This window comes from Martinezella lusitana, from assembly GCF_016901135.1.
GTDB classification, from domain to species: domain Bacteria; phylum Pseudomonadota; class Alphaproteobacteria; order Rhizobiales; family Rhizobiaceae; genus Rhizobium; species Rhizobium lusitanum_D.
The window spans coordinates 454,585-471,562 of record NZ_JAFEVL010000010.1; the positions used below are offsets into that span (position 1 = coordinate 454,585).

Here is a 16,978-nt window from a genome sequence, read left to right on the forward strand (position 1 = left end):
CCCTCTGTCACTGTCGTGACATCTCCTCCACATGGGGGGAGATCGGTAACCCCCGAAGCGCTCTTGCCCCAAGAGAGCATGGCATCTGCTGGAACAGGGATCACTGTTTCTGCTGAAGGGAGCAGCACGCTCCAAACAATCTCCCCCCATGTGGGGGAGATGTCACGACAGTGACAGAGGGGGGTATGCACTCTCCACGACCACTGAACCCAACAATGCGAAGTCAAACATCCCCGCTTCTCATCCACCGCATATCCATTACATTTAGCCGCGTGGACCAGATCGACCCGGAGCACCTTCTTGCCCTGCCTGCCCCCTTCCTCCGCTGGTTTGCGGAAAAGGGCTGGCAGCCGCGTGCGCATCAGCTCGAACTGCTTGCCCGGGCTGAGGCCGGCGAAAGCACGCTGCTAATTGCACCCACGGGCGCGGGCAAGACGCTGGCCGGCTTCCTGCCGTCGCTCGCCGATCTCACCCGTCGCGGTAAGATCCCGCCCGGCTCGGCCTTCACGGGCATTCATACGCTCTATATCTCGCCGTTGAAGGCGCTCGCCGTCGATATCGAGCGCAACCTGATGAAGCCCGTTACCGAAATGGGACTGCCTGTTACAGTCGAAAACCGCACCGGCGATACGCCTGCTGGTAAGCGCCAGCGACAGAAGCTCAATCCGCCCGATATCCTGCTGACGACGCCGGAGCAGGTGGCGCTTTTGCTTGCCAATCGCGAGGCCGAGCGCTTCTTCAAGGATCTGAAATACATCGTCTTCGACGAGCTGCATTCGCTTGTCACCTCCAAGCGCGGACATATGCTGTCACTCGGCCTCGCCCGCATCCGCAAGCTCGCGCCAAGCGTCCAGACCATCGGCCTTTCGGCCACCGTCGCCCAGCCGATGGACTTGCAGAAATGGCTTGTGGCGCAGGAAGAGGGGGAGGAGCGGCATGCCGGTCTCGTTCTGGTCGATGGCGGCGCCAAGCCTGACATATCGATCCTTTCGACCGAGGAGCGCATCCCCTGGTCCGGCCATTCCGCCAAATACGCGATCCCCGATATCTATCGCGAGCTGAAGGCCCATCGCACGACGCTGCTCTTTGTCAATACGCGCTCGCAGGCGGAAATGTTGTTTCAGGCGCTATGGTCGGCCAATGACGATAATCTGCCAATTGCCCTGCACCACGGCTCGCTCGATGTCGGCCAGCGCCGCAAGGTGGAGGCCGCCATGGCCGACAACCGGCTGCGCGCAGTCGTCGCCACCTCGACGCTCGATCTCGGCATAGACTGGGGCGATGTCGATCTCGTCGTCCATGTTGGCGCACCCAAAGGTGCGAGCCGTCTAGCCCAGCGCATCGGCCGTGCCAATCACCGCATGGACGAGCCGTCAAAGGCGATCCTGGTGCCGGCCAATCGCTTCGAGGTCATGGAATGTCAGGCCGCTCTCGATGCCAATTATATCGGCGCGCAGGATACGCCGCCGATCGGAGCCGGCGCGCTCGATGTTCTGGCCCAGCATGTGCTCGGCATGGCCTGTGCCGAGCCCTTCGACATGCTCGAACTCTATGATGAAGTGCAGAGTGCTGCTCCCTATGCCGATCTCTCCTGGGAAACCTTCGAGCGGATCGTCGATTTCGTCGCCACCGGCGGCTATGCGCTAAGAACCTATGAGCGCTATGCCCGCATTCGCAAGACGCCGGAAGGGCGCTGGCGCGTCTCCAATCCGCAGGTCGCGCAGCAATACCGTCTGAACCTCGGCACGATAGTCGAAGAAGCGATGCTGAACATCCGCATGGTGAAGCGCAATGCGCTGGGCTCACTCGGGCGGGGTGGCGCTTCGCTCGGCAAGGTCGAGGAGTATTTTCTCGAACAGCTTTCGCCCGGCGACACCTTCCTTTTTTCCGGCAAGGTGTTGCGCTTCGAAGGCATCCGCGAGAACGAGTGCCTGGCGTCGCAGGCTTTCTCCATGGATCCGAAAATCCCCTCCTATGCCGGCGGCAAGTTTCCGCTTTCGACCTATCTCGCCGATCAGGTGCGGGCCATGATCGCCGATCCAGACCGGCGGCAGCGCCTGCCGGATCAGGTGCGCGACTGGCTGGAAATCCAGAAGGAAAAATCGCTGCTGCCACGGCGTGACGAGTTTCTCATCGAGACCTTTCCGCGCGGCAGCCGTGCCTACATGGTCGCCTATCCCTTCGAAGGACGGCTGGCGCACCAGACGCTCGGCATGCTGCTGACCCGGCGGCTCGAGCGGGCGGGCGCCAAGCCGATGGGATTTGTCGCCACCGATTATTCGCTTGGCATCTGGGGGCTGGAGGATATTGGGATGATGATCGCCAGCCGGCGTCTCAGCCTGTCCGACCTCTTCGACGAGGACATGCTCGGCGACGATCTTGAGGCCTGGCTCGACGAATCCTTCCTGCTGAAACGCACCTTCCGCAATTGTGCCGTGATTGCCGGTTTGATCGAGCGTCGGCATCCCGGCAAGGAAAAGACCGGCCGTCAAGTGACGGTATCCGCCGACCTGATCTATGACGTGCTGCGCAGCCACGAGCCGGATCATATCCTGCTGCAGGCAACGCGGCAGGATGCGGCGACCGGACTTTTGGATATCGGCCGTCTTGGGGATATGCTGAAGCGAATCAAAGGCCATATCACCCACCGGGCGCTGGATCATATCTCGCCGCTCGCCGTGCCGGTGATGCTGGAAATCGGCAAGGTGCCGGTGCCGGGAGAGGCTCACGATGTCCTCTTGGCCGAAGCGGCGGATGATCTGATCCGCGAGGCCATGAGCTGACGACAAAGGTAGAGTATTACGGTGATGAACCGCTTGGCGCTAGCGCGAGACATGAACGGGCAAGGGAACGGCGCGACATCAGCTTCGGGCGTCGAGGCCGTCGTTCACGGCATTGCCGCCCTCTGCGATCCGCTCGGTGCGCTCTATCTGCCGGATGCCGGCATTCTCGTGGTCTCCGATCTGCATCTGGAAAAGGGTGCTGCCTTCGCGAGGCGCGGCATGCTGCTGCCGCCCTACGATACGCTGGCGACATTGACCGTGCTGGCTGCCGTCATCTCCCGCTACGACCCGAAGCTCGTCGTTTCGCTCGGCGACAATTTCCACGATCGGGTCGGTTCGCAGCATCTGCCGGAGGAATTTCGGAGCCTGATCGTCACCATGGCGCGCGGCCGCGAGTGGATCTGGATCAACGGCAATCATGATCCTGATGGTACGGTCGATCTGCCCGGCCATTCGGTCGACGAGATGCACTATGGCGGACTGACATTCCGCCACGAGCCGAAGTCTGGCCGGCAGGCCGGCGAGATCGCCGGGCACCTGCATCCGTCCGCCACCGTCCGTCGCCGTGAAAAGTCGGTGCGCCGCCCATGCTTCGCCACGGATGGCGCGCGTCTGCTCATGCCCGCCTTCGGCGTCATGGCCGGCGGGCTCGACCTTCGTCACAAGGCCATGGCCGGCTTGTTCGAGCGGGAGAGCCTGATCGCCCATCTGCTCGGCCGCGACCGCATCTATTCGGTGCGGTTCGGCAATCTGTCGGCTTAGAGCAATTCCAGAAAAAGTGCGCAACGGTTTTCGTCCGGAATTGCGCAATCAATTTAGGCGGTTTTCACCGGCTCGTAACGCAGGATCACTGCTCCGGTCTTAAGAGGCCTGGAGTCGATGAGCGTCATCGGCCGCTGTTCCGCCGCCGGCTTGAAATGCGGGTTGCCGCCGCCGAGAACGACCGGAACGAGGCAGATCCGCATCTCGTCCACCAGTCCGGCCTTGAGCAGCACATCCGTCACCTCGGCGCTGCCGAAGACGAACATGGTCTTGCCAGGCCCTTGCCTCAGCTTCCTCACTTCGGCGGCGATGTCGCCGACGACGCGGGTATTGTTCCATTCCGCCTTGTCGAGCGTCCGCGAGGCGGCAATCTTGGCGATGCCGTTCATGTAGGCGGCGATTTCGGCCGTTCCCGTCGCGGTCGGCCAGTAGGCAGCCATCCCCTCGTAAGTCTTCCGGCCGAAGATCAGCAGGTCGCCTTCGCGGCCGAGCTCGGTCGCATAGCGTTCCAGCTCGTCGCCCCAGGCGAGCATGTGAAAATCGAGGTCCCAAGGCTTGGTTCCCTCAAAGTAGCCGTCGAGCGTCATGAGATTCCAGACAACAAGCTTTCTCATCGGTTTCTCCTCTACGATAACTGCATCATAATCAAAACTGGTTGCTAAAAGCAAGCAGTTGAAAACTAGTTCGACTGATGGCAAAATGCAAGCAGTTTTTGGAGACCATTATGGACGCATTGCACCGCTCCGGCTGCCCGATCAATCTGACGCTGGAAATCCTCGGCGATCGCTGGAGCCTGATCATCATCAGGGACATCATGTTCGGCAATCGCAGGCATTTCCGCGAGCTGCTGCAGAAGTCGGAGGAGGGTATTGCTTCAAATATTCTCGCCGACCGGCTGAAACGGCTGGTCGAGCGCGGGCTTCTCACCCGTGACGATGATCCCACCCACAAACAGAAGGCCGTCTACAGCCTCACGGAAATGGCGATCGACCTCGTACCGCTCTTTGCCCATATGGGCGCCTGGGGCCGCAAGCATCTTCCGGCATCGGAGGAACTGTCCATCCGCGCCGAGCTGCTGGAAGAGGGTGGGCCGAAGCTCTGGGAGGATTTCATGGACGAACTGCGCGCCAAGCATCTCGACAAGGTGCTGCCGCCGGGCACGCCCTCGGTGCTTGGCAGATTGACGCAAGCCTATCTCGAGGTCGTCGAGCGTAAGAAAAGCGAATGATCAGTTTTTCCGGAATATGAAGCTTGCCGCCCATCCGGTGATCAATGCCAGCAAGACGGAGAACACGCCGTAGCTGATCGGTCGCTGGTGCGCGGCGTCGGTTATCATCTGCTCTATACCGGTCTTGGTGACGCGCAGTGGCAGGGATTTTTCGTTCAGGAACTTGCCGCTCTTGAAGAGATAGGCGCGCACGGTATGGACGCCGTTCGGCACATCGGCGGGAATCCTCAAGGTCGCCTTGAACAGTGTGGAGCTGACGAAGCGCACGCCGGCCGGATCGCTTTCATAGAGGCCGCCGGCCGATTGCAGCCGACGGAAGGCCTGCCGGAATTCCGGCACGTCAGCGACATTGCCGACGAAGCCGACAGGGGTCAGGGGAATATGGTCGACGCCGATACCGCGGTCGCTGAGCTCCAGCGGCGCGGTGATATTGTCGACGGCGCGCGTGCTCGAAAGCGAATAAGCCTGCGGCACATGCTCGAACGTCATCGAGCGGGTGTTGACCCAGATGCCGAAGACGCGCTCTTTCCTGCGCACCGTGGCGTTTTCGCGTGGCCCCTCGAGCACGACGACGATATCGTACTGGCCGATCGCCAGAAGCAGTTGATCGGTGTTTGAAAGAGCGCCGAAGATCGTCAGGTCGGCGCCGGCGAAGTCGGAGGTGATGGCGATTTCGCTGGTCGATGTGCCGATTTCCATCGTCTCGCGCGATGTCGTCGAGGTTGTCGGCTGATCGAGCATCACCTGCGCCTGGCTGCCGAGCGGCGCAAGGAGAAGTGTCGTGGCGACGAGCAGTGCGAAACGCGTCATCTGCTCACCCCTTCCAGCACGACCGAATAGACGTCTGCTGGCGTGACCACCAGGGCGATCGCCAGGCGAAGCCCGACGGCGAGAACAAGGAGGCCGAGCAAGGCGCGCAGCTGCTCGCCGCGCAGCCTCTGGCCGACGCGCACGCCATATTGGGCGCCGATGACGCCCGCCACCATCAGCAGGAAGGCCAGTATGATATCGACGGAATAGTTGGTGGCGGCCTGGACAATGGTGGTGAAGGCCGTCACGAAAATGACCTGGAACAGCGAAGTGCCGACGACCACGCTCGTCGGAACGCGCAGCAGATAAATCATGGCCGGCACGAGGATGAAGCCGCCGCCGATACCCATGGGCGTCAGCATACCGACGAAGAAGCCGAGGCCGACGACCGGTATGGCGCTGAGATACAGCTTGGATTTCTTGAAGCGCAGCTTCAGGGGCAGGCGCTGCACCCAGTTGTGATGGCGCGGCTTGCCGGAAGACGGTGGCAGCTTTCCCGCGGCCCGGCGCATCGCCCGCACGCTTTCCCACAGCATCAGCGTTCCAACGGTGCCGAGCAAAAGCACGTAGATCAGCGAGATGATCAGGTCGATCTGGCCCAACCGTCGCAGCAGCACGAACAGCCAGAGGCCGAATGTCGCGCCCGCCAGGCCGCCCGCCAGAAGTATCGACCCCAGCTTCAGATCGAGCGAGCCGCGTCGAAAATGGGTAAGCGCGCCTGAGACCGAGGAGGCGACGACCTGGTTGGAGCCGGTGGCAACAGCGACGACGGGCGGGATGTTGTAGAAGATCAGGAGGGGCGTGATGAGAAAGCCGCCGCCGACGCCGAACATGCCGGAGAGGAACCCTACGGCTGCGCCCATGCCGAGAATAATAAGGATATTCACCGACAGTTCTGCGATCGGCAGATAGATCGTCACGCGCTGTTCCCATTTGCAGGCATCACGGCACGGTGACCGGAGCCTGAACCATTTTCCCCTTTAAACGGCGAACCCTAATCTGAAATCATTGCCAGAGCCTTAGGAAAAGCCGTGCAGCTTCAGCTTTCGAATTGCCGGCTTCACTCTAACGCGGCTTTTTCCGCATTTCTGTGACGTTGATCCAGCAGACGGCTGGCAGGATGTGGACGGCGGTGCGTATCGAGGCCCCAAAACGAAAAATGCCGGCGTGGTTGCGCCGGCATGCTCGTATCCTAGATTCCGCAAGGGCTTACTTGTTGCGGGCCAGAAGCTCTTTGACGACCTGATCGGTCACCCGGCCGTCCGACGGCAGGCCGACCGATTTCTGGAAGCTCTTCAATGCCGCCACGGTCTTGTCGCCCATGCTGCCATCAGGCGCACCGGCGTCGAAACCATTCTTGTTGAGGATCGCCTGGATGTTGCGAATGGCCTTCTTCATGTCGATGGAGGCGGTGTTCACGCCCTTGCCGGTCGTCCATTCCTCCGGAATGTCGGTGCCGTTGGCCTTGGCGTCGGCCGGCTGCACCTTCCAGAGGTCGACCTTGGCGCGGGCGCTTTCGAGGTCGGCTGGCTTCATGGCATTGGCGACCTCGTCGCGCTTCTGCGCGGCGTCCTTGTCGCCGCTCTTCGCAGCGATCGCGAACCATTTGTAGGATTCCTGGAGGTCCGCCTTCACGCCGTTGCCGCGCGCATAGAGGATGGCGAGGTTGAACTGGCTGTCGGATACGCCGAGGTTGGCGGCGCGGATGAACCAGTTTGCCGCCGAGTCATAATCCTGCTGGCCGGCCGCGCCCGAGGCGTAGAGGACAGCGAGGTTGTGCATGGCGCTGGCGTTGCCCTGATTGGCGGCCTGCTCGTAATATTGCTTGGCCTTGGCCAGATCGTGGTCGATGCCGTTGCCCTTCTCGTACATGCTGGCAAGACGGTACTGCGCAGGGGCGTAACCCTTGTCGGCCGAAAGCTGATACCAGCTTGCCGCCTGCTTGAGATCTGCCGTGACGCCGCGGCCATCCGTATAGCGTGCGCCGATTTCGAAAAGCGCGACCGGGTCGCCTGACTTGGCGGCGGCGGCGAGCGACGGTGGCTGGATGCCGTCGGGCACGCTGATGTCCGCTGGCGCGGCGGAAGCGGCGGCCGGCGCTGCCTTGTCGGCCGGAACGAAGGCTGCCGTCTGCTGTGCGGTTGCCGCGCTGCCGGCCGGAGCCAGAGCCTCACTTGCCTGGTTGCCGTCGAGCGGCGCGGCAACGGTCAGGTGATCGCTCGTCTGCGCGGGAGCCGGATTGGCCGGGGCTGCGGTCTGTTGAACGTCCGCGGCATTGCCCGTGGAAGCGGCCGGCAAGGCGGATTGGCTTGCGAGCTGCTGGCTGTTCACCATCGGGCTTGCGTTGGCGGCGATGCCGTTGCTTGCGGCGCCGACTGTCGGCGCGACCAACGTCGAGACCTCCGCGGGCGGCAGGGCCTTCTGGCCGCGCGTCAGCGTGTTAACCAGCGGAAACGCCATGATGGCGAGCAGGGCTGCGCCGACGGCAAGCAGGATCGGACGACGGAAGCGGGAAAATGCGCCGCCCTTCTTTGCGTCCTTCTTGGACGATGGGGCCGAGCGCTGTGTCTGGTCGACTTCCATCGCCGCTGCCTGTGCGGCGCGGCGGGCTGCGGCAATATAGTCGGCGCGCTCGTTTTCGGTCGGCTGGCGGCTGTTGCCGTTGCGCGCGGCATTCTGGCTGGCGCGCACGCGCTCCAGGATTTTTTTGATGTCGGGCGCGCCCGAGCCCGGCTCCAGCAGCGCGTTGGCCTCTTCGGCAGGCATCAGGTCGGCCGGATCGATCGACGGTGCCTGTTCGATGACCGGGCGGTCCGGCGGGAAGATCGGTTCCGCCTTCTCTGGCGTGAAGAGACGCTTGCCAAGGCTGGCGAGCAGGCCGGCCTTGGAGCCGCTCTTCTTTGCAGCCGCTTTGATTTCGGCTTTGGTGTTGGCATCGATCGCTTCCGCGATGGCGACCTCGGAGGAGGCAGCGGATTCGGCGGGCGCAATCGTGCGGATGATCGGCCCGGCCTTCTGCTGCGCGGTCATCGGCGGCTTCACGGCCGGCGCGTCCTCTTCGGCGAAGACGTTGCTTTCGAAATTTGCGGCGGGCATGGCGGGTGCCGGCCGGCGATGTTCCATATGATCCAGGCGGTCGGCGATCTGCAGCAGCGTGCCATGCAGCGCCTCGAAGGTGCGGTGCGTGCGTTCGTCGCTGCTGCGGCTGAGGTCCTCTAAATGGCGAAGATCCTCGGCGAGCGCGCTAAGAGCGGACATATCGGCGGCCTGTGCGCCGCTGCCTAATCCGCCGTCCCGGGAATAGGCCTCGACAACGGCTTCCGCTGCGTGGCGCGCCGCTTCGATGATGTATTCGTCATTAGTCGCCATATGGTCTTCGATGGCGCTCATCCGGCGGTCGAAATCGACGGGGATATGGTCGGCAGCAGCCCTCGGTTCATTCGTCAGCAATGCGGACAGATGGGCAATCTGCTCTTCGAGATTACGCAGCGCCTGCGTGTCCGTCGGCGCCGCCGCGGTGCTGGCCTCGAGCCGTGCGGCGATGTCGGAGAGGCGCCCTTCAAGCCGGCGTGCCATGCCGTCGTCGAGGTTGGCGGCCGGTAGCGGCGGATGGAAATCCATCTCGTCGATGCGGCGGGCCAGGTAATCCAGTCGGTCCGCCAGCACGTGGTCGACCGACCCATGCTCCAGTGCATCGATCTTGTGGGAGATGTCGGCGAGATAGCCGACAAGCTCGGGCTGCGCGGCGGCCTCCTGCGAGCGCTCCATCATGTAGGAAAGCTGGTCCAGACGTTCCTCGAGCCGGGCGACGGCCTTGGCGCTGCCCAGTTCGTCGATACGCACGGCAAGCGCTTCAAGACGACCGGAGAGATCATCGGCCGGCTGGCGCCGCGCCGCATCACGGCTCATCAGGTCGATCTGATCGGCAAGGCCGCCGATGCGGCCTTCCAGCCGTTGCATCGCCTGATCCTGCGGCTGCATCATGCTGCCAAGGCTCTCCATGGCGGTCGCGATCGTCAGTAGTTTGGTTTCCAGGGCATGCACGGCCGGGCTGTCGTTCGTGCCGCCCAGCTGCTGCTTCATGTCGTCGAGGCGATAGGCAAGCGAGACGAGCTCGTCCTGCAGGCCGGCGGTGTCGATTGCCTTAACCTGGCGCCCGACATGATGCAGGGATTCCTCGCGGGCAAGGCCGTCCATCAGGGAGCGGAGCTGGTCGAACTCGGCCTTCAAGCCCATCGTTTCCGGCTGGCCGGCGAGTTGATTGATACTGTCGGCAAGGCGGGCCATGTCTTGGCGCACGTCGGCGGCGAAATGCGTGTCCTGCGCGCTCTCGCGGATGTCGCGGATTTCGAGGCGCAAGGCGCCGACTTCGCGGGTCACGCTTTCGGCGATGTCGCGCTTGAGATCCTGGCGAAGGTTGACGAGCGCCTGGGCGATGTCGACTGAGCTTTCGGCGGTCGGCCGCTGCGGCTGGCGCGGGGTATAGGGATCGATCGGCCGCCGGACCGGCTGCGGTTCGGCATGCGCAATATCGTCACGGCGCGCGTGCAGCCGCTCGCGGTTCGCCTCGAGGGCGCGCTGGCGCTGGCGGATCTCCGCAAGCGGATCGGGACGGATATCGTTTTCCTGACGCTCGGCGCGCAGCGGGCGCTCATAGGGTCGGCCGACAGGAGCCTCGCGTTCGGCGCGCGACGGCATGCGCTCCGGTGCAGCGGTCCGCTCGGGGATGGCTGCATAGCCGCCGGCAACGCGCTGGCGCGTGTCCCGGGAGGCGGCGGTGCCCATCAAGCCCTCGATGCGCGCCTCCAGCCCCTCGATCGTGCGGCTCAAAGCATCCAGCGACGCCCAGTCGCCCGTGCCGGTAGGATTTGATCGCGATCCGCTCATGTCTTTTGCTCGCTTCGAACTATCGACCACTACGGGCCACCGGACTGACAGGACGAGGACATCGCGACGTTTCCGCGCCGCCCGCATCCCACCATTCGGAAAGGGATAAATGTATTGGCTTTCCTCAAACCGAGCCGCAAAACGGCGTTTCCTCAAAGGATAAAATTGAAAAAACGCGAAGCATTGCTGCTCAACTCGTACAATTTACGGAACGTGGTAAACAACTCGTTAAGTTTTGCCGAAGTCTTAACCTTTTATTTCGGTTACATCATTGAATATTCGGATATTCTTATGAAGTGACTGCGCCGGCAGATTCTCCAGAGCCGGTGTTTCCTGTCGACTTCCGACCAGCAATTCCCCGCTTCGCCGCTCACCAAAATTTCAACGCGCGATAAACATTTGACGTTTACGCAAACGTCAATATTTTGTATGAGTAGCCCGGTGGCCGGAATCTGAGGTCCGGCGGCGAATTGGAGGAATTCGAGAAATGCCAGTCTACAAGGCCCCGGTGAACGATACGCTGTTTGTCCTGAACGATGTGCTCGGGCTCGAGCGCTACAACAATCTGCCGGGATACGCCGAAGCCACGCCCGACATGATCGAAGCGATCGTCGGCGAAGCGGCCAAGCTGTCAGAAGAGGTGCTCTTCCCCCTGAACTATTCGGGCGACCAGGAAGGCTGCGTGCGCCATGATGACTGCACCGTCTCGACGCCGAAGGGCTTCAAGGAAGCCTATCGCGCCTATCGCGAAGGTGGCTGGCTGGGCCTGGCGGTGCCGGAGGAATTCGGCGGCCAGGGACTTCCCTATGTGCTGCATTGCGCCGTGGGCGAATACACCTCCGCCGCCAACATGTCGCTGATGATGTATCCGGGCCTGACCCAGGGCGCGATCGCCGCGGTTCTCGTGCATGGTTCCCAGGAGCAAAAGCAGACCTATCTGCCGAAGATGGTCGATGGCACGTGGTCCGGCACCATGAACCTCACGGAGCCGCATTGCGGCACCGATCTCGGCCTGCTGCGCACCAAGGCGGTGCCTCAAGGCGACGGCAGCTATAAGATTTCCGGCCAGAAGATTTTCATTTCCGCCGGCGAGCACGACATGACCGATAATATCGTCCATCTCGTTCTTGCCCGCATCGAGGGCGCCCCTGAAGGCACCAAGGGCATTTCGCTGTTCATCGTTCCGAAGTTCCTCGTCAGGCAAGACGGCTCGCTCGGCGCCCGCAACCCGGTCTCCTGCGGCGCGATCGAGCACAAGATGGGCATCCATGGCAACGCGACCTGCGTAATGAACTATGACGAGGCCACCGGTTTCCTGATCGGCGCCGAGAACAAGGGCCTCAACGCCATGTTCGTCATGATGAACGAAGCGCGCCTCGGCGTCGGCCTGCAGGGGCTTTCGATCGCCGAGATTGCCTATCAGAACGCCGCCGCCTACGCCCGCGAGCGTATCCAGGGCCGCTCGCTGTCCGGTCCGAAGGCGCCCGATAAGAAGGCCGATCCGATCATCGTCCATCCGGATATCCGCCGCACGCTGATGACCATCCGCGCCTTCAACGAGGCCGGTCGCGCCTTCCTGCTGTGGACGGCGCTGAAGTCTGATATCGCCCATCGCTCGCCGGACGAAAAGGAGCGCCAGTCCGCCGACGACATTCTCGGTCTGGCAACGCCGATCCTCAAGGGCGTCATGACCGACAAGGGCTTCGAACATGCCGTCATGGCGCAGCAGGTCTTTGGCGGTCATGGCTATATCGAAGAGCACGGCATGAGCCAGTATGTCCGCGATGCCCGCATCACCATGATCTATGAAGGGGCCAACGGCATCCAGGCGCTCGATCTCGTCGGCCGCAAGCTGGCGCTGAACGGCGGTCGCGCCGTCATGGCCATGTTCAAGGAAATCGGCGATTTCTGCGAGGAGCATCGCAACGACGAACAGATGGGCTTCTTCACCAAGCAGCTGAAGAAGGGCTTGAACGACGTGCAGGCCGCGACCATGTGGTTCATGCAGAACGCCATGGCCAAGCCCGACAATGCCGGTGCCGGCTCGACCGACTACATGCACCTCTTCGGCCTCGTCGTCCTCGGCTATATGTGGGCGAAGATGGCGAAGGCGGCGCAGGATGCCCTTGCGAACGGCGACACCGCGCGCGAGGATTATCTGAAGAACAAGCTTGTCACGGCGCGGTTCTACATGGAGCGCATCATACCGGAAACGGCGCTGCGCAAGGCCCGCATCGAAACCGGCGCCGACACGATGATGGAACTGGTGGCGGAAGCGTTTTGAGTTCTACCTTCTCCCCGGCGGGGAGAAGGACGCGCTAAGCGCAGGTTGAGGGGGCATTGCACCGTAAGGCTGTTTCGCCCTTGGCCGTTCAAGGCTCCAGGGGCTCTATTCCTCGGCCCCCTCATCCGCCCTCCTGAGCTTGTCGAGGGGCGGGCACCTTCTCCCCGCGGGGAGAAGGGGGAATTCGCGGCTTTGGTCGCTATATACTGAATTGGAAGGCGGCACGCTGCCGCAGGGAGATGAGACATGACCGAGGTTTTCATTTACGACCATGTGCGCACGCCGCGCGGGCGCGGCAAAAAGGATGGATCGCTGCACGAAGTGCCGTCCGTACGTCTTGCCGCCAAGACGCTGGAAGCGATCCGCGACCGCAACGGCCTCGACACCGCGACGGTTGACGACATCATCATGGGCTGTGTCGACCCGGTCATGGAAGCCGGGGCCGTCATTCCGAGGGGCGCTGCCTTCGAAGCCGGCTACTCCACCAAGGCGCCCGGCATGCAGATTTCCCGCTTCTGCGCCTCCGGCCTCGATGCCGTGAATTTCGGTGCGGCCAAGATCGCGCAAGGGGCGGATGATATCGTCATCGCCGGCGGTGTTGAGAGCATGTCGCGCGTCGGCCTCGGCATGTCCGGCGGTGCCTGGTTCATGGACCCCTCGGTCAACTTTCCGGCCTATTTCATGCCGCAAGGGGTGTCAGCCGATCTGATCGCCACCAAATACGGCTTCTCGCGCGATGACGTCGATGCCTATGCCGTCGAAAGCCAGAAGCGGGCGGCCAATGCCTGGGAGAAGGGCTATTTCAAGAATTCCGTCGTGCCGGTGAAGGATATCAACGGCCTGACGATCCTCGACAGGGACGAGCACATGCGCCCCGGCACGGATATGCAAGCGCTGGCCTCGCTCAATCCGTCCTTCCAGATGCCGGGCGAGATGGGCGGCTTCGAAGCCGTCGGCATCCAGGCGCATCCGGAAGTCGAACGCATCAACTACGTCCATCATGCCGGCAATTCCTCCGGTATCGTCGATGGCGCGGCTGCCGTGCTGCTCGGCTCCAAGGCAGGCGGTGAGAGTATGGGGCTGAAGCCACGCGGCCGCATCAAGGCCTTCGCCAATATCGGCTCCGACCCGGCGCTGATGCTGACCGGCCCGGTGGACGTCACCGAAAAGCTCTTGAAGCGCAGCGGCATGACGCTTGCCGATATCGACCTTTTCGAGCTCAACGAAGCCTTCGCCGCCGTCGTGCTGCGCTACATGCAGGCTTTCGACATTTCGCATGACAAGATCAACGTCAATGGCGGCGCGATCGCCATGGGCCACCCGCTCGGTGCCACCGGCGCGATGATCCTCGGCACGGTGCTGGACGAGCTGGAGCGCCGCGACCTCAACACCGCGCTGGTCACGCTCTGCATCGGCGCCGGCATGGGCACGGCTACCATCGTCGAACGCGTCTGAGGGAGGGGAAACCAATGGCTTACACAAATTTCACTGTCGAGACCGACGCAGACGGCATCGCACTCGTCACCTGGGACATGCCCGGCAAATCCATGAACGTCTTCACCGCGGAAGTGATGGACGAGCTGAACGCCATCATCGACGCAACCGTTGCAGATGCAGCCGTCAAGGGCGTGGTCTTTACATCAGGAAAATCGTCCTTCTCCGGCGGCGCTGACCTCTCGATGATCAAGTCGATGTTCTCCTTCTATCAGGATGAGAAGGCGAAGGATCCTACCGCTGCGACGCAGAAGCTCTTCAATCTCGTTGGCCGCATGACCGGCCTGTTCCGTAAGCTGGAGACCTGCGGCAAGCCGTGGGTCTCGGCCATCAACGGCACCTGCATGGGCGGCGCTTTCGAGCTGTCGCTGGCCTGCCACGGCCGCGTCGCGTCGAGTGCCAAGAGCGTCAAGATCGCACTGCCCGAGGTCAAAGTCGGCATCTTCCCGGGCGCCGGCGGCACGCAGCGTGTGTCACGATTGACTGACGCTCAATCGGCCCTGCAGATGATGACGACGGGCCAGTCGTTGACAGCGGCGCGCGCCAAGGCGATGAACCTCCTGCATCAGGTGGTCGAGCCGGATCAGCTGATCCCCGCCGCCAAGCAGATGATCAAGGACGGCCTGAAGCCGATCGCACCCTGGGATGAAAAGGGCTTCAAGGTGCCGAACGGCGGCATCTGGACGCCTGCCGCAGCCCAGCTCTGGCCGGCAGCACCGGCCATCCTGCGCCGCGAGACATCGGGCAATTATCCGGCGGCACTCGCCATCCTGAAATGCGTCTACGAAGGCCTCCAGGTTCCCTTCGACACCGGCCTCAAGATTGAGCAGCGCTATTTCACGCAAGTGCTGCAGACCACCGAAGCCTATTCGATGATCCGCTCGCTGTTCATCTCCATGCAAGAGCTCGGCAAGGGCGCTCGCCGCCCGGCGGGGCAACCGAAGGCGGCGTTGAAGAAAGTCGGCGTCGTCGGCGCCGGCTTCATGGGCGCTTCCATCGCCTATGTCACCGCAGCCGCCGGCATTCCGGTCACGCTCATCGATCGCGACATCGAAGCCGCGATCAAGGGCAAGGGTGTCGGCGAGGGCCTGGTCAAGGATTCAATCGGTAAGGGAAGGCTGACGCAAGATGAGGGAGCAGCCTTGCTTTCCCGCATCACGCCGTCGGCCGATTACTCCGATCTGAAGGACGTAGATCTCGTCATCGAGGCGGTGTTCGAGGATCGCGATGTCAAGAAGGCCGTGATCGAGGCCGTGGAAGCCGTGCTTCCCGCAAGCGCCATCTTCGCCTCCAACACATCGACGTTGCCGATTTCCGGTCTTGCCGAGAATTCCAAGCGCCCGGCCGATTTCATCGGCGTCCATTTCTTCTCTCCGGTCGAGAAGATGATGCTGACCGAGGTCATCCTCGGCAAGGAAACGGGCGACCGTGCCATTGCCGTCGCGTTGGATTATGTTGCCGCCATCAAGAAGACGCCGATCGTCGTCAACGACACGCGCGGCTTCTTCGTCAATCGCTGCGTCTTCCGTTACATCCACGAAGCCTATGACATGCTGATCGGGGGCGTGCCCGCGGCCATGATCGAGAATGCCGCCAAGATGGCCGGCATGCCTGTGGGACCCCTGGCGCTCAACGACGAAGTCGCCATCGATCTCTCCTACAAAATCCTGAAGGCGACCGTCGCCGATCTTGGCGAGAAGGCCGTGGACCCGCGCCACATGCAGCTGGTCAGCGGTCTCGTTGAGAGCGAAGGGCGTCTGGGCCGAAAGAATTCCAAGGGCTTCTACGACTATCCGCCGAAGCCGGCCAAGAAGTCGCTCTGGCCGGGCCTGAAGGACCTCTATCCGCAGAAGAAGGCCGATGACGTCGATGTCGGCGTGCTGAAGCAGCGCTTCCTCGTCACCATCGCGCTTGAGGCGGCCCGCACCATGGAAGAAGGCATCGTCACCGATCCGCGCGAGGCCGATGTCGGCTCCATCCTCGGCTTCGGTTTTGCCCCCTATACCGGCGGTGCGTTGTCCTACATCGACGGCATGGGTGCCAAGGTTTTCGTCGATCTCTGCGAAAAGCTGGCGGCCGCCTATGGCCCGCATTTCAAGCCGACGGCACTCCTGAAGGACATGGCCGCGAAGGGCGAGACCTTCTACGGGCGCTTCGATCCGTACCGCGTCGAGAAGGCGGCTTGAGGTCGTAATCCATCGCTGACAGCAAATATTGGGCCGCTCCTGTCGGGAGCGGCCCTTTCCGTTCGTCCTCTGCTCAGTCCATCAAACCGAGGAGAGTGACATGACAGAGATCATCGGCAATCGCGACGAGGCCGAAGCCATCGGCGCCGTGCTTGCAAGCTGGGCCGCCGCTCTTGGCAACAAGAATGCGGCCGGCGTCGTCGGGCATCTGAGCGACGATATCGTCAGCTTCACGCTGGTGGCACCCCTGGTGCACCAGGGCAAAGGTGCAGATGGCTTGGAGAATTGGTTCTCGACCTGGCAAGGCCCGATCGGCGGCGACGCAGTCGACGTCAAGCTGACCGTCGGTGAGGACGTCGCCTTCTGGACCGGGCTTGTGCATATGACTGGCCGGAAGATTGAAGGTTCCGAAGTCGACCTCTGGTTCCGCCAGACGCTCGGCCTCAGAAAGCAGGCCGGTGTCTGGAAGATCGTTCACGAGCACACGTCGGTCCCTTTCGCCATGGACGGCAGTGGCCGCGCCGAGCTCGAACTGAAACCGTAA

General features: G+C 62.5%; 11 protein-coding genes. 7 read left to right on the top strand and 4 right to left on the bottom strand.

Going from position 1 to position 16,978, the window contains the following annotated elements:
• Nucleotides 1–272: 272 nt before the first annotated feature.
• Both JTP94_RS05215 and pdeM read left to right on the top strand, forming a co-directional pair.
• Nucleotides 273–2,783: a ligase-associated DNA damage response DEXH box helicase gene (locus JTP94_RS05215; protein WP_204849464.1), complete on the top strand. Its 2,511-nt coding sequence runs from the start codon at nt 273–275 to the stop codon at nt 2,781–2,783.
• A 24-nt stretch (nt 2,784–2,807) separates the two neighbouring features.
• Entirely contained in the window at nt 2,808–3,545 is a 738-nt protein-coding gene (gene pdeM / locus JTP94_RS05220; protein WP_204849465.1) for a ligase-associated DNA damage response endonuclease PdeM, read from the top strand.
• A 53-nt stretch (nt 3,546–3,598) separates the two neighbouring features.
• Here the strand turns inward: pdeM and JTP94_RS05225 are convergent, their stop codons facing one another.
• On the bottom strand, nt 3,599–4,159 hold the full coding sequence (locus JTP94_RS05225) for a dihydrofolate reductase family protein (RefSeq protein WP_204849466.1): 561 nt from the start codon (nt 4,157–4,159) through the stop codon (nt 3,599–3,601).
• A gap of 110 nt (nt 4,160–4,269) precedes the next feature.
• Here JTP94_RS05225 and JTP94_RS05230 point away from each other — a divergent pair, with 110 nt between their 5' ends.
• Complete coding sequence (locus JTP94_RS05230; protein WP_204849467.1) at nt 4,270–4,773, top strand: helix-turn-helix domain-containing protein; 504 nt, start codon at nt 4,270–4,272, stop codon at nt 4,771–4,773.
• Here JTP94_RS05230 and JTP94_RS05235 read toward each other — a convergent pair whose 3' ends face one another.
• The 3 genes from JTP94_RS05235 to JTP94_RS05245 form a co-directional block, all read right to left on the bottom strand.
• The gene (locus tag JTP94_RS05235) at nt 4,774–5,583 is read right to left on the bottom strand and encodes a TIGR02186 family protein (RefSeq protein WP_204849468.1); all 810 of its coding nucleotides are present in this window, start codon (nt 5,581–5,583) and stop codon (nt 4,774–4,776) included.
• Nucleotides 5,580–6,503 carry a sulfite exporter TauE/SafE family protein gene (locus tag JTP94_RS05240; RefSeq protein WP_204849469.1) on the bottom strand — a complete coding sequence of 308 codons (924 nt, stop codon included), beginning with the start codon at nt 6,501–6,503 and terminating at the stop codon, nt 5,580–5,582. Before JTP94_RS05240 ends, JTP94_RS05235 begins: the two co-directional genes overlap by 4 nt.
• A 289-nt stretch (nt 6,504–6,792) precedes the next feature.
• Nucleotides 6,793–10,470, bottom strand: a complete 3,678-nt coding sequence (locus JTP94_RS05245) for a peptidoglycan-binding protein (protein ID WP_204849470.1) — start codon at nt 10,468–10,470, stop codon at nt 6,793–6,795.
• A gap of 487 nt (nt 10,471–10,957) precedes the next feature.
• On the opposite strand from JTP94_RS05245, the gene JTP94_RS05250 reads away from it, so the two are divergent.
• The 4 genes from JTP94_RS05250 to JTP94_RS05265 all read left to right on the top strand — a co-directional run bounded on the left by JTP94_RS05250 (nt 10,958) and on the right by JTP94_RS05265 (nt 16,978).
• On the top strand, nt 10,958–12,754 hold the full coding sequence (locus tag JTP94_RS05250) for an acyl-CoA dehydrogenase C-terminal domain-containing protein (RefSeq protein ID WP_204849471.1): 1,797 nt from the start codon (nt 10,958–10,960) through the stop codon (nt 12,752–12,754).
• A 246-nt stretch (nt 12,755–13,000) separates the two neighbouring features.
• Nucleotides 13,001–14,209, top strand: coding sequence for an acetyl-CoA C-acetyltransferase (locus tag JTP94_RS05255; protein WP_204849472.1), 1,209 nt, complete (start codon nt 13,001–13,003; stop codon nt 14,207–14,209).
• A 14-nt stretch (nt 14,210–14,223) separates the two neighbouring features.
• On the top strand, nt 14,224–16,434 hold the full coding sequence (locus JTP94_RS05260; RefSeq protein ID WP_204849473.1) for a 3-hydroxyacyl-CoA dehydrogenase NAD-binding domain-containing protein: 2,211 nt from the start codon (nt 14,224–14,226) through the stop codon (nt 16,432–16,434).
• A gap of 100 nt (nt 16,435–16,534) precedes the next feature.
• Nucleotides 16,535–16,978 carry a nuclear transport factor 2 family protein gene (locus JTP94_RS05265; protein WP_204849474.1) on the top strand — a complete coding sequence of 148 codons (444 nt, stop codon included), beginning with the start codon at nt 16,535–16,537 and terminating at the stop codon, nt 16,976–16,978.